This is a genomic window from Candidatus Binatia bacterium, assembly GCA_029243485.1.
GTDB lineage: Bacteria > Desulfobacterota > Binatia > UBA12015 > UBA12015 > VGTG01.
In genome coordinates this window covers 87,902-100,705 of the sequence record JAQWRY010000007.1, presented here as the reverse complement: position 1 = coordinate 100,705, position 12,804 = coordinate 87,902, and the positions used below count along the sequence as shown (strand labels likewise).

General features: G+C 66.4%; 10 protein-coding genes and 1 pseudogene. 7 read left to right on the top strand and 4 right to left on the bottom strand.

Annotated elements, in window-relative coordinates; translation table 11 throughout:
- The first annotated feature begins 42 nt into the window (after positions 1-42).
- Together P8R42_04150 and P8R42_04145 are read left to right on the top strand one after the other, a co-directional pair.
- Positions 43-666: a 5-formyltetrahydrofolate cyclo-ligase gene (locus tag P8R42_04150; protein MDG2303841.1), complete on the top strand. Its 624-nt coding sequence runs from the start codon at positions 43-45 to the stop codon at positions 664-666.
- Positions 663-1,322, top strand: coding sequence for a molybdenum cofactor guanylyltransferase (locus tag P8R42_04145; protein MDG2303840.1), 660 nt, complete (start codon positions 663-665; stop codon positions 1,320-1,322). Before P8R42_04150 ends, P8R42_04145 begins: the two co-directional genes overlap by 4 nt.
- Before the next feature lie 3 nt (positions 1,323-1,325).
- Here P8R42_04145 and P8R42_04140 read toward each other — a convergent pair whose 3' ends face one another.
- A complete protein-coding gene (locus P8R42_04140) occupies positions 1,326-2,159 on the bottom strand; it encodes a FliA/WhiG family RNA polymerase sigma factor (protein MDG2303839.1) in 834 nt (277 codons plus the stop codon).
- 319 nt (positions 2,160-2,478) lie between these two features.
- On the opposite strand from P8R42_04140, the gene queG reads away from it, so the two are divergent.
- Positions 2,479-3,606: a tRNA epoxyqueuosine(34) reductase QueG gene (gene queG / locus P8R42_04135; GenBank protein ID MDG2303838.1), complete on the top strand. Its 1,128-nt coding sequence runs from the start codon at positions 2,479-2,481 to the stop codon at positions 3,604-3,606.
- Positions 3,607-3,935: 329 nt separating this feature from the next.
- Positions 3,936-4,245: pseudogene (locus P8R42_04130) on the top strand (IS630 family transposase).
- Between the two features lie 81 nt (positions 4,246-4,326).
- On the opposite strand, the gene P8R42_04125 reads toward P8R42_04130, so the two are convergent.
- The 3 genes from P8R42_04125 to P8R42_04115 all read right to left on the bottom strand — a co-directional run bounded on the left by P8R42_04125 (position 4,327) and on the right by P8R42_04115 (position 8,925).
- Positions 4,327-6,789: a proprotein convertase P-domain-containing protein gene (locus tag P8R42_04125; GenBank protein ID MDG2303837.1), complete on the bottom strand. Its 2,463-nt coding sequence runs from the start codon at positions 6,787-6,789 to the stop codon at positions 4,327-4,329.
- A gap of 93 nt (positions 6,790-6,882) precedes the next feature.
- Complete coding sequence (locus tag P8R42_04120; protein MDG2303836.1) at positions 6,883-7,602, bottom strand: helix-turn-helix domain containing protein; 720 nt, start codon at positions 7,600-7,602, stop codon at positions 6,883-6,885.
- A gap of 342 nt (positions 7,603-7,944) precedes the next feature.
- Complete coding sequence (locus P8R42_04115) at positions 7,945-8,925, bottom strand: DHH family phosphoesterase (protein MDG2303835.1); 981 nt, start codon at positions 8,923-8,925, stop codon at positions 7,945-7,947.
- Positions 8,926-9,089: 164 nt separating this feature from the next.
- On the opposite strand from P8R42_04115, the gene P8R42_04110 reads away from it, so the two are divergent.
- The 3 genes from P8R42_04110 to P8R42_04100 are packed head-to-tail and all read left to right on the top strand — an operon-like array spanning position 9,090 to position 12,786.
- Complete coding sequence (locus tag P8R42_04110) at positions 9,090-9,923, top strand: tetratricopeptide repeat protein (protein ID MDG2303834.1); 834 nt, start codon at positions 9,090-9,092, stop codon at positions 9,921-9,923.
- Between the two features lie 41 nt (positions 9,924-9,964).
- Positions 9,965-11,431 (top strand): metalloprotease TldD, encoded by a 1,467-nt coding sequence (tldD, locus tag P8R42_04105; GenBank protein ID MDG2303833.1) that lies wholly within the window; start codon positions 9,965-9,967, stop codon positions 11,429-11,431.
- Positions 11,428-12,786 (top strand): TldD/PmbA family protein, encoded by a 1,359-nt coding sequence (locus tag P8R42_04100; protein ID MDG2303832.1) that lies wholly within the window; start codon positions 11,428-11,430, stop codon positions 12,784-12,786. The genes tldD and P8R42_04100 overlap by 4 nt, the downstream gene beginning before the upstream one ends.
- Positions 12,787-12,804: the final 18 nt, after the last annotated feature.

The window sequence follows — 12,804 nt, the reverse complement described above, 5'->3', positions numbered from 1 at the left end:
AGGGACTGTAACAGCCCCGCCCAAGGCGGTACAAGGTGTCCTGTGGAAGCCGGAGACGACGCACGGACCACGAAACGGCGCCTTCGAAGCAACCTGCGCAAGGCCCGGCGGGCGTTCTCGCCCGAGCTACAAACTCGCGCGGCAGACGCCCTGGCGCGCCATGCCGGAGCGGACCCGCTCGCCCAGACGCGCAGCGTGGTCGGGTACCTCGCGAATGACGGAGAACTCGACATCGCACCCCTCATGGACCGATTGCGCCGGTCCGGAGCCCAGATCCTGCTCCCCCGGTGCCGTGAGGACGGAATGCTCGAACTCATCGCCGTCGAACCGGGCTCGCGCCTGCTCGAGTCCGGGCCCGGCGGCCTCCTCGAGCCCGCCGGCGATGCCGTGGCTCTCGACAAGATCGACCTGCCCGCCACGCTGATCACCCCAGCCGTCGCTCTCGACCGCAAGGGGAACCGCCTCGGGCGCGGCGGCGGCTCCTACGATCGCCTGATCCACCACCTCCGCAACCACGGATGGCAGGTCCTCGGGATCTGTCACGCCGACCACGTCGTCGCCGCACTGCCCACCGAGCCCCACGATGCCGAGGTCGACGCGATGTTGACCGAGCGTGGACTCGTCCGCCCCGAGGCGCACGCCGCGTCCTCGGGACGCCGCTCGTGACACCGGCCCACACCGGGATCCTGCTCGCCGGCGGCCGTTCGAGCCGCATGGGAACGACGAAGGCCCTGCTCGAGCTCGATGGCGAGGCGCTGCTGACGCACGTCGCGCGCGCCCTCCGCCCGCACTGCGACGATCTGATCCTCTCCGTCGCGACCGCGGAGTACGCCCCGCCTGACTTCGTCGCCTCGCTTTCAATGGCGCTTTCGGCCGCTGGCGCGACTCCGGTCACCGTGGTGCGCGATCGCGAGGCGCACCAAGGCCCGGTCGGCGGCCTCGCGACCGCCCTCGCGGCCGCCCGGGGGGAATGGGCGTTCGTCACCGGCTGTGACAGCCCGTTCCTGGCTCCAGACCTCGTCGAGGGGCTTCTCGCCCACGCGCAAGCAGGCAGGGCCCTCGATGTGGTGCTGCCGGTTCGCGACGGGCGCCCGGAGCCGCTGCTCGCCGCGTACCGCACCGCGACCATGTCACGGCACTTTCAGGCCCAGCTCGCAGCGGGCGGCGGAAGTCCGACACGCGATCTCGACGCGGTTCGCGTCGCACGAATCGACGAGGAGACGCTCCGAACCCTCGACCCGGCGGGGCGGAGCTTCGTGAACGTCAACGACCGCGAGGACTACCAGCGCGCGCAGGCGCGCCTCGCCGAGCGAACGCCGTAGCGCTCAAATGCCGGCGGGAGCCTCGTCGCGTGCGAAGTCCGCGAGGATCGACCGCAGTCGCGTGATCGCCTGGGTGTGGAGCTGCGAGACCCGCGACTCCGTAATTCCGAGACGCCCGCCCACTTCCTTCATCGTGAGTTCGCTATTGTAATAGAGCGGCATCACCATGCGCTCCTTCTCGGGAAGCTGCTGGATCGCCTTCGCGACAGCCCCGGCGCGTTCCTGCGAGAGGAGCGCAGCCATGGGATCGCCCGTGGAGGACGCAATGTAGTCTTCGAAAGAGACGCCTTCGTTGTTTCGACCGAACGCAACATCCTCCAGGGACACCATCGAGAGGTCCCCCACTTCATTCATCAGCTGGTGCAGGCGAGCGATGGGGATCCCCATCGATTCAGCCAACTCGTCGTGCGAGGCTTGACGGCCAAGAGAGTGCTCGAGCTCCTGTACGTTGCGCAGCAGCTGGTTCGCCTTCTGTCGCGTCGTGCGCGACACCCAGTCGAGCGATCGAAGCTGATCCAAGATCGCGCCGCGGATCCGGATGCGGGCGTATGTCTGGAAGTGCGTGCCCTTGCTCGCATCGTACTTTCTCGACGCGTCGAGCAGTCCGTCGACGCCCCAACTCATGACCTCGTCGTACTCGATCGAAGCGGGCAGCCCGGCCTGCACTTGCTGCACGACCTGACGGACCAGCGGAAGGTACGTCGTGACGTCCCCCTCGCTCAGCGGCCGCAGCTCCGTTGGGCGCGCGGCACCGGCGCCGCGGTGCCGTGAAGGGGCTCGCCTACCGTTTTCCGTTCGTCGGCGGTTCGTCGTGGTCGATCTCGCAGCGCTTTGCATCATGCTCGCCCCTTCATTCGATGAGCCCCCGCGTCCGTGCGGGGGACAGGATGAACACGATCTAGAGCAACGGTCATGCCGGAGCGCACACCGGGGGGCCGACACCCATTGCAGCGGTGTCGAATGCTCTCAAACCTCCGGGCAAACGCAGTGACGACCGCGCAGTTCCGAGCCCAACCGTGCGGCGGTGAGTCAGATCCCGCGCAGGTCGCCTCGTTCCTCCCGCCATCGCATTGCGCCCCCCGGCGACGACGCCGTGACGGTCGGCAACGGATTGCCGCGACTTGTCACTCTGCCTCGGGCGCGCCAAGCTCCCCTGGTGCAGCACACCGCAGAAAAGCGCTCGATCGTCGAAACCGGAGAACGCCTGGGCTTCCTCGATATGCGCGCCACCCGGATCGAACCGCTGGATCGCGAGGCGTTCTACGAGCAGTGGCTCCACGACGGCCGCGCAGGCGACATGCGGTTCCTCCTGCATCACAAGAAGGCGCGCCTCGACCCGCGCACCCGGTATCCATGGGCACGCACGATGGTGAGCGCGTTCTTCCCGTACGAGGCCCCGCCCCCGCCGGACGTGAATTGGCGCGAAGAGCTTCGAGGCCGGATCGCGGCCTACGTCCTCGGCCCCGACTATCACGACGTCATCGGGGAACGGCTGGAGCGGTGGGCGGAAGCCGTGCGCGATGCGTTCCCGGGCACGCAGGTAAAGGCGTTCGTCGACACCGGCGCCGTCTTCGAGCACGAGTGGGCCGCGCGAGCCGGCGTCGGATGGACCGGGAAACACACGCTCACGTTGAGTGAGTCACGCGGGTCCTACGCGTTCCTAGGCGAGCTCCTAATCGAGGCCGCGCTGGAGCCCGACCCCCCCGTCGCCGACCGATGCGGCACCTGCACGCGATGCATCGACGCCTGTCCGACGGACGCGATCGAGCCCGGGTTCCGACTGGAGCCGAGGCGATGCATCTCGTACCTCACGATCGAGCATCGGGGGGTCCTCCCGCGGGAGCTGCGGTCCGGGCTCGGCCCCTGGGTGTTCGGGTGCGACATCTGCCAGATGGTCTGCCCGTGGAACGACGACGCGGTTTCGGTACCCCGAGACGTGCTCGCCCCCCGACTGGCAGACCTGCTCGGGCTCGACAACGGCGGATTCGAGGCCCTCTATGGCGGGAGCGCGGTTCGCCGCGCGGGTCGTATCGGGCTCGCGCGCAACGCGGCGGTCGTTCTCGGAAACACCCGGAACCCCGGTGCCGTTCCACCGCTCGCTGCCGCCCTCGCCACCCACGACGCACCTCTGGTCCGGGTCCATGCCGCGGGCGCCCTCGCCGCTCTCCGCGACGTCGCGGGAACATCCGTGGGCAGAGCCCTCGAGGCGGCGCGGAGGGACCCAGACGACGATGTCCGCCGGGAGGTGGAAGCGGGACTCACAGGGCGGACCGAGGGGACCTAAGCGTGTGCAGCTCTGCGGCGGCTCGGGCCCCTTGAGGAGCTTGGCGACGATCGTCTCGTTCGCGGGAGCTTTCTCGCTCACTGGAAGGAGGCCCTTTTCCCAAGTGTCCGCACCCGTCGGCGCGGGCTCAGGCGCATTATCGCACCCCTCAATGGGATCGCAGGAATCCTAAGTGCACGGATTCGCGTCGTCGCAGCTCAGGTCCGGGTCCGGGTCGCACGTGCCGCAGCCATCGCACGTCTCGGTACCGTTGCAGAGGTCCGCACCGGGGCACTCGGTGCCAAGACCATCGCAGGACTCGGCTACGTCACAAACGCCGACGCCCCCTTCCGGAGCGAGCGCTGGTCCTATGCGTGGACGAGAAGTCTCAGATTCAGGCCCTTGATCGCACCCAGCCCCTGCGGCCGATGCGCTCAGGACTTCCAGCTCGCATGACACACGACCACAAGCGCCCCGGGCCGACGACGCTGTTCGTCGCTTCGGAAGTTGCCAGCGGGAAGGTGCACGGACGTTGCTACCCGCGCCGCGAGCTACACCTCATCGTCGACAACTACGGGACGCACAAGCATCCGAAGGTAAGAGAGTGGTTGTGAGGCGCACCCGCGGGTCCATTTTCATTTCGCGCCGACGAACGCGGCGATCCGAACCCGTACGGCGATGACGACGGCACTGGTGACGAGCAAGCCAATCGCGCGCGGGCTCGCCGTGAAGGCACCGGCCTCATCGCGGCACCAGCGAGACCAGAGGATCGTGGACGCCGTTCTGGACGTTGATGTGGTTCGTGATGGTGATGTGGAACAGGAGCAAGCCCCAAGCGGTACTGGTCACGTTCACGTTGACATCCGCCCCGGGCACGAAGCCCCCCCAAGGCGGAACGATCCCGAACTGCTGATAGTAGTTGACGTGGTGTCCCGTCCCCGACGGCAGACAGGTCTCCGGATCGAGGTCGATGTCGGAGTCGTTCTCGATGCCGTCGATGTAGGCGGTGAAGAGAAGATCGAACGTCCCGATGCTCGCCTTGTTCGTCTCGAGCCGATCCGCCAGATCGCAAATCGACCCACCGCCGTGACTGAAGCCGTAGAGGGCAACCGAAGTGACGCCCCGGTTCTGAACCGCATCGACGATCTCGTCGTACACTGCCCCCGAGCCGTCGCTTTCGACCTCGTTCTCGACGTACATGTGCGAATCGTAGGCTTCCTCGTGAAAAGCGACCGCAAGCACTGAAACGCCCTCGTTCGGCCCCCAGGGCGGGTCCGTCGGGAACTGGAACTCCCCGTGGAGGCCGATCACGATGCTCGTGAAGGTAAAGAACTTGACGCGGTCCGTCGAGAGCACCGAACCACCCGGCGCGGTTCGCGCTTCGAGGTCGAGGAACGCAGAGCCGCCGTTGGGGTTCTCGACCCACACCGCCTCCGTGAGGCTCGCAAAGGAAAGGACGGCCTCGTCGTTCGCATTCAGGATCGGCGTGTTCTTGGTCGAATCGGCCCAGACCTTGATACTGCCGTTGGTGCGCCGAAGCACGTACTCGACTCCGGGCGCCGCTGGCACCTGGTTGACGGTCAGCTCGACCTCGATGAGGTCGTTCTCGCCGGCAACCGAAAGATCATCACGATCGGGGCTCAGGTTGCCGTCGTCGTCGTCCCCATTGATTCGGAGGCCGGCGCCTGGACTCTCTTCCTCGTCGTCGGCAACGGGCCGTCTGAGAAGTGGCGCACCGTACGTCTCGGCCTGAGGACGGTATGCCGTCATCTCGACTGCGGGCGCGGTCGGCGGATCATTCACGATGAGACACCACTCGTCCAGCGTACCGCTGGATCCGAAGGCCACGTCGGCCGCGGCCAGAGTCCACGTGCCGGCGATATTCTCCCCGTCGAACGCGGAGAGAGCGGAGTTGGGCTGAAGGGCCCCAGCGATCGTGGGCGTAGCGCCCGCGCACTCGCTTTCGATCGGCAGAGCCGCTTCGTCGTCCACCGTTGCGTCGATGTCGTCTCCGGAGCAGCCAAAGCCCGAAGCCGGAACCCCGGGCTGATCGATGAGCGTGACGCTCGTGCCGGTATCCGCGTGCGTGAGGGTGAATGTCAGGTCTCCGACCCAAGCGTGCGAGATCTCGAGCGCCGTGTTCAGGTCGACGATGGCCCCGCTGCTGGCGACGACGAGCTCGTCTGACACTCCGGCCGGATCATCGTCGGGGATGGCTATCGGAGTTCCCGGCACGCTGCAGAACGTGGCCGCGAACGGCGTCGGGCTCGGAGTGGGTGTCGGCGGCGGCGGCGGGCTCGGAGTGGGTGTCGGCGTCGGGCTCGGGCTCGGAGTGGGTGTCGGCGTCGGCGTCGGGCTCGGAGTGGGCGTCGGTGTCGGGCTCGGAGTGGGTGTTGGGGTCGGAGTGGGTGTTGGGGTCGGCCCTGCGGGCACCGGATCATAGACCGCCCGATACAACGCGTCTGCGTGGAGATCTCCCCCTGCCTGCAGGCAGGCCTGCTCGGCCGGCACGTCGGAGCCGCAGCTATCGAGATTGCCCAGTGCAACCGCGTCGCACTCCGCGATCCTGTCATTCACTCGCTGGAGTTCTCGAGCGAGCGCTCCAACCAAGTCGGCGGTCTCGCAGTCCACGATCTCCGATATCTTTCCCTTGTCCTGCTTGAACTGGCAGCGCTGCTGCTCCTTCACCTTGCGGGCGACGTACTTCGAGAGCGCTTTGCCGATCTCGGTTTGACAGGTGACATCGTCGGTCGTCTGCCCGGGCGTAGGCGGGCTGCCGTACGCAAGGCCCACAGCTTCAGAGGCTCCTGTTTCCGTCAGACACACTAGGCAGGCGGCAACGTCGTGGTAGTCGTCTACCGGAAGCGCGTCACAAGGGCTCAGGCACGAAACAAACCCCAGAGCCGCCGGCGCAGCTGCTCCACCCAGCGTGCATTTCTTGTCTGCGAGACTCCCCAGTTTGTACTCGGCCTTCTGGAGTTTGAGGGAGCCGGGGGCGGGCAATTGGCCGAGGTCGCCGCAGTCCACCACGCTGGGAACCTGCCCCAACATTCTCGCTTTGTGACAGCGAAGCTGCTCGGCGACCGCCACCTTCGCCAGGAGCGAGACGCCTTTGCCCAGCCCCTTCCGGCACTTCGCATCGGCCGTCGGGATCTGGGCGCCGGAGTGAGACGGCAGGAGGAGCGGACCGAGAGAGGTCGCCAAAATTGTTGTCAATATGACTACTGCTCGTTTTGTCATCTGGGCCCTCCCAAGGGCGAATAAAGGTGCTGGCGACCTCGGCACTAATCGAGTGGACTACGAGAGGAGAGGCACGCGACCCTCGTCACGCTCGACTTCGAACTCGGGAACGAGGCGAACGACTCCGCGGACAGCCAAGCGGATGTTGTGGCGCAGCTCTGAGGCCGAGAAGCGGGTTCCATCGGCCTTGAACGCCTGCAGAAGTACGCCGTTCGCGAGGATGACCAGATGACCCACGAGGTCGGTCGCCTCGCGAGCGCCTAGGAAGGTGTAGCTTTCCACCGTACGAATCAGCGGCTCGTGCATCGCACGGATCGCGGTAGCGATTCGGGCCGACAGCTCTGGCGAAAAGTCGCTCGTCTTGCCCGTTTGGTGAATCTCGTGAAACGCGATCAGAGCGTGGCGATGAGGGGCCGCGTGGAACGCGTCGCCCAAGATGTCGGCACACTGCAACAGGCGGTGCTCGAGTCCCAGGCCCCGGTCCGCCGAGCACGCGAGGCGCGCCACGAGGTCCTCGAAGAAATCCAGCACCAGGCAGCCGCACAACTCCGTGCGATTGCGGAAGTAGTTGTAGACGTTCGCCTCGCTCATTCCGGCAGCCCGGCCGACGTCCCGCATTCGGAGGTCTCCGAAAGTTCGGTCCGCGAGCAGCTTACGAGCTGCACTGAGCAGGGCACCGCGCCGCATCTGCCGCCCCACCTGCTGGATCTCCAAAAGGGTTTCGGGGGCTGCGGGCAGAGGATCCACTGCGGACAGCCATAGCAGTGAAAAATCCACGCACACAAGAGCCATTCTCGAAAAGAAGAGTTCTCCTCGAATATCTGAGTTCGCCTCAGAATCATGTTGGCACAAGTAGGGTTCTATGGAGCACTCCTCCGTCCGTGCAGCCGCCTCCTGCACGGCACGCGCGATCGAGGAGGCGACCGGCGGGGACTCGTCGCGGCCTAGCGCAGGCTCGCGGCGTTCTCGGCCCGGGTGGCAGCGACCGAAAAGCAGGCGACCAAAGGCGCCACTGAGCCGGCGTCGCAGGTGCCACTTTCTCATGCGCATCCCGCTCCAATGAAGCCCACTCCGCCTCCGCCAATGGCGGGGCCGCCGAAGCTGCCTTTCCCTCTGAGCCTAGACCAGGTCCTGCCGCGTGGCGCCGGTGAGTTCGAGCCGCGACAAAAAGCGCTCCTTCACCTTCACTGCCATCTTCTCGCGCTCGAGTCCGTTGCCATCGAGCCTTACGCGCCCGCCGGCAATCATGTCGTGCCCGCCGGCCGATTTGCTTCCGAGGACCTTCTGGAGGATCTCGCCGGCGTTCGTCTCGCGCTCGGTCGTCCGCAGCGAGACGTACAGGCCTTTCTTGTACGAGCCCATCGCGAGCGCCCATTCGACATCGTCCAGCCGCAGCAGGAAGTCGGCAACCTCGGCCACCATGTCCGGGTACAACACGTCGCCCAGGTCGGAGATGATGGCCTTGTCGTAGACGGTCGCTGCATCGATCGCGTCTCGGAAGGCGCGGAAGTACTCTCGTGGCACGCGCGCGTTCTCGATCTTCCCGAGGCGCCGCTTGTTCGCGTACGGGTACAGGAAGTGGCTCGCAGCGAAGTCGGCCTCTGTGGATTCGCGCCCGAGATCCTGCGTCTCGGCGGCGATTCCGTAGAACAGGGCCGTCGCGATCTTACTCTCCACCGTCACGTGGGAATCGCGTATGTACTCGGTCAGAATCGTCGAGGTGGCCCCGTAATCGTCCCGCATGTCGACGAAGGGAATGTCGTCGCTCGGGCCGTACGCCGGATGGTGGTCGATGACCCCGGTGGGCACGATGTCGGCCGGAAGTGAGTTGTTGGCGCGCCCCGGCTGCGTGTCGACCAGGACAATCCGGCGATCCGGCGAGAACTCGATTTCCTTCACCGGGACCAGCCTGATGTTGAGGTATTTGACCATCGCCCGGTTCTCGGCCCGCCCGATGATGCCGCCGAGCCCGATGATCGATTCGCGGCCGCAGAGCTCCCGGAGCAAGTACTGCACTGCGGCAGCACTCGCGAGCGCGTCTGGGTCCGGATTGTCGTGCGGTAGGATGACCAGGGGTTCTGGCCCTTCTACGGCAGACATCAACGAGACCACGGGTCCCTTGGCCTGAGCCATACTGAGCGGGTGTTCGCCGGGGACGACTCCCCAGAGTGCCGGGAGTATAGAGACAGGGCCAGAGCCTTGTCCAGTCCACCCCGAAACACGTGTTCGAACGGGCTCGGACCCGATGCTAGCGTCCTTACGGCATGCCGTCCCGCTCTGTCGAAGAGATCCGCGAGCGTCTGTACGAGACCGCCGGCGACCCGGGGAGCGACCCCGCGACCGGCGCGTTGTGGATTGCGGCGGAGGAGTATCCCGAACTCGATGTCGACGCGTACCGCGGCTACCTGACCGACCTGGCGGAGCGCGTGACCCGAGCGGTGGCGAGCGACGCATCGGCAGACGCCGTACAGAAGGCCATGGCCCAGGAAATCTTCGAGACCGAGGGTTTTACCGGCAATGCGAACGACTACTACGATCCCCGCAACAGCTACCTCAACGACGTCATCGACCGTCGCGTCGGCATCCCGATCACGCTCGCCGTCGTATACTTGAGCGTCGCCCGCACGCTCGGGCGAACCGCCTCAGGCCTGAACACTCCTGGTCACTTCCTCGTCGTCGACGAGGGGGCCGTGTTGGATCCATTTCACGGTGGCCGCGTCGTCGAGCGCGATGCTCTGCTCGCGCAGATGGAGCAAGCCGGTTCGCGCCAACCTTCCGCGCAACTCGAGCAGATCCTGCAGAACCCGACCGACACCCGCGGAGTCCTCACGCGGATGCTCGTGAACCTCCGAATGAACCACCTACGCCGGAAGGACCAGGACCGCGCGCTCACAGCGGTCGACCGGCTCGTCCACGTCGACCCCGAGAACCCCACCTGGTTGCGCGATCGCGGCGCCCTCTTCCAACGGCTCGACTGCCCGGGGGCCGCCGTCTCCGATCTCAAAGCCTATCTCGAACGAGCTCCCGAAGACCCGGAAGCCGACGTGATCCAGCAGTTCATCGATCGCCTGACCCGCGACCTGCCGCCGCTGCAGTGACCTGAATTGACTCTGTCCCTGTCAGCCCGGATGATCCGGGGGTGACGAACCCTACGGACTCTACAGACCTCCTTCCCGCGCGGCTCATCGCCGATCGGTTCGGCCTCGATGTCGACGCTCTCGAGGCGACACTGGGCACCGCCCTCGCCCGACGCGCCGACTTCGCCGACCTCTTTTTCGAGCACCGTTCGCTGCACTCGGTCTCGCTCGATGAAGGCATCGTCAAGAAGGCCAATCAGCAGATCGTTCAGGGCGTCGGGGTTCGCGTCCTTGCCGGGGAGAAGACGGGCTACGCGTTCTCCGACGAGCTCTCGCTGGACAACCTGAAACTCGCAGCCGAAAACGCCCGCGCCATCGCCGCGACCGCTTCGGAATCGCGCTCGGTCGACCTCCGGGGCACACCGACCGCCCCCGGACACGATCTCTATCCCGTCGACTCGGCGGCGCTGCTCCCGAGCCTCACCGACCGAGCCGCGCTCCTGACGCGACTCGACAAGGAGGCACGCAGCTTCGATCCGCGCATCAAAAATGTGATGGCCTCGGTCGCCGTCGAGGACAAGGTCGTGCTCATCGCGAACTCCGCGGGCGAGCTCGTCGCCGACCACCAACCGCTCCTCCGCGTGTCCGTGAGCTGCATTGCGGAGGATGGCGACAAGCGCCAACAGGGCTCCTCCGGCGGCGGTGGCCGCGTTGCCTTCGAGTTCCTGATCGACGGAGAAGAACGAGCCCTCGCCTTCGCGCGAGACGCGGCCCGGCAGGCCATCGTGAACCTCGACGCGACCGATGCACCGGCCGGCGAGATGAACGTGGTCCTCGGCCCCGGGTGGCCCGGCGTACTGCTTCACGAAGCCGTCGGCCACGGGCTCGAAGGAGACTTCAATCGCAAGGGCACGTCCGCCTTCGCGAAGCTTCTCGGCGAACAGGTCGCGTCCGAACTCTGCACCGTCGTCGACGACGGAACGATCGCCTCACGGCGCGGGTCGCTCAACATCGACGACGAGGGCACCCCGACCCAGCGCAACGTGCTGATCGAGAAGGGACGCCTGCGCGGCTACCTGCAGGACCGTATGAACGCCCGTCTCATGGGCGTGCCCGCAACGGGCAACGGGAGGCGCGAAAGCTTCATGCACTATCCGATGCCCCGCATGACGAACACCTTCATGCTTGCCGGGGAGGACGATCCCGAAGACATCATCCGGTCCGTCGACCGCGGCCTGTACGCGGTGAGTTTCGGCGGCGGCCAGGTCGACATCACCAGCGGCAAGTTCGTCTTCTCGGCGAGCGAGGCCTATCGGATCGAAGGCGGCAAACTGGCCGGCCCAGTGAAGGGAGCGACTCTCATCGGGAACGGCCCCGAAGCGATGAAGCGCATCACACGCGTCGGCTGCGACCTGAAACTCGACGACGGCATCGGGACCTGCGGAAAAGACGGGCAGTCCATCCCTGTGGGTGTTGGCCTCCCCACGATCCGAATCGACGGCATCACCGTGGGCGGGACCCAGGCATGAGTGCGCAGGGCGAACCGTCGAACGCCGTCATCGACCGCGCGCTCGAGACGGCCCGCGAGGCGGGCGCATCGGATGCCGACGCCGTCTTCGTTGAATGGGGCTCTTCGGCGGCGCAGGTGCGTCTCGGCGAAGTCGAAACCGTCAAGATGTCGCGGGAGCGCAGGCTCGGAATCCGCTGCTTCTCCGGTCAGGCGAGCGCCATGGCGTCCACCGCCGACCTCGCCGGCGACGCCATCGAGAACTTCGTCCGCGACGTGGTCGAGATGTCCACCATCGTCGCCGCGGACCCCGAAGCGGGACTCCCGCCGACCGAAGCCCTCGCGACCGACACGCCGGAACTCGGACTGGCCGACGACGCCGGCGACGGCATCTCCCCCGACGACCGGATCGGCCTCGCCACTCGCTGCGAGAAAGCCGCGCTGGATGCCGACCCACGGCTGACGAACTCAGAGGGCGCAGAGTTCTCCCACTCCAGCAGCCGGGTCGCGTACGGATCGTCCGGCGGGTTCCGCGGAAGCTATCGCACCACCGGCTACGGAATCTCCGTCGCGCCGGTCGCCACTGACGGCGAGGAGATGCAACGCGACTCCTGGTACGACAGCTCGCGCGCGTACGCGGACCTCGCGGATCCGGAGAGCGTCGGAAACATCGCGGCACAGCGCACACTGCGCCGCCTGAACGCGCGCAAGGTACCGACGCAGAGCCTCCCGGTCGTCTTCGACCCGATCAGCGCCGCTTCACTAATGCGCCATCTCGCATCGGCTGTTTGCGGCGGCGCGCTCTACCATCGCGCGTCGTTCCTCCTCGACAAACTCGGCGAAGAGATCGCGTCTTCCAACATCAACGTCGTCGACGACGGCCGGCTCCCCGGCGGTCTCGCGTCTCGCCCGTTCGACGGCGAAGGGCTCGCGACGCGTCGCAACGTCGTCGTCGAGAACGGACGCCTGACAAGCTACCTGCTCGACTCCTACTCCGCCCGCAAGCTCGGCATGACGTCGACGGGCAACGCCTCGCGTTCCGCCGGGGATGCACCCGGCGCATCCCCAACCAACTTCTATCTCGCCGCGGGCGAAAGCACCCCGGAAGAGATCGTCGGTTCGGTGAAGAGCGGACTGTACGTCACCAGCCTCTCCGGCTTCGGCGTAAACGGCGTCACCGGCGACTACTCCCGTGGCGCGGGCGGCCTCTGGATCGAAAACGGCGAGCTGACCCACGCCGTCGAGGAGGTCACCATCGCCGGGAATCTCCTCGAGATGTTCCACAACATCCAGATGCTCGGAAACGACCTCGAGTTCCGAGCCGGAGTCTGCGCGCCCACCCTGCTGATCGAGAAAATGACCCTCGCGGGCTCCTAGGAGGCTGACCCAAGATGG

Excerpts from the sequence above, each read along its gene's own strand:
- P8R42_04140 (MDG2303839.1), bottom strand. The coding sequence starts at position 2,159 with ATGCAAAGCGCTGCGAGATCGACCACGACGAACCGCCGACGAACGGAA.
- P8R42_04115 (MDG2303835.1), bottom strand. The coding sequence starts at position 8,925 with ATGTCTGCCGTAGAAGGGCCAGAACCCCTGGTCATCCTACCGCACGAC.
- P8R42_04110 (MDG2303834.1), top strand. The coding sequence starts at position 9,090 with ATGCCGTCCCGCTCTGTCGAAGAGATCCGCGAGCGTCTGTACGAGACC.
- P8R42_04100 (MDG2303832.1), top strand. The coding sequence starts at position 11,428 with ATGAGTGCGCAGGGCGAACCGTCGAACGCCGTCATCGACCGCGCGCTC.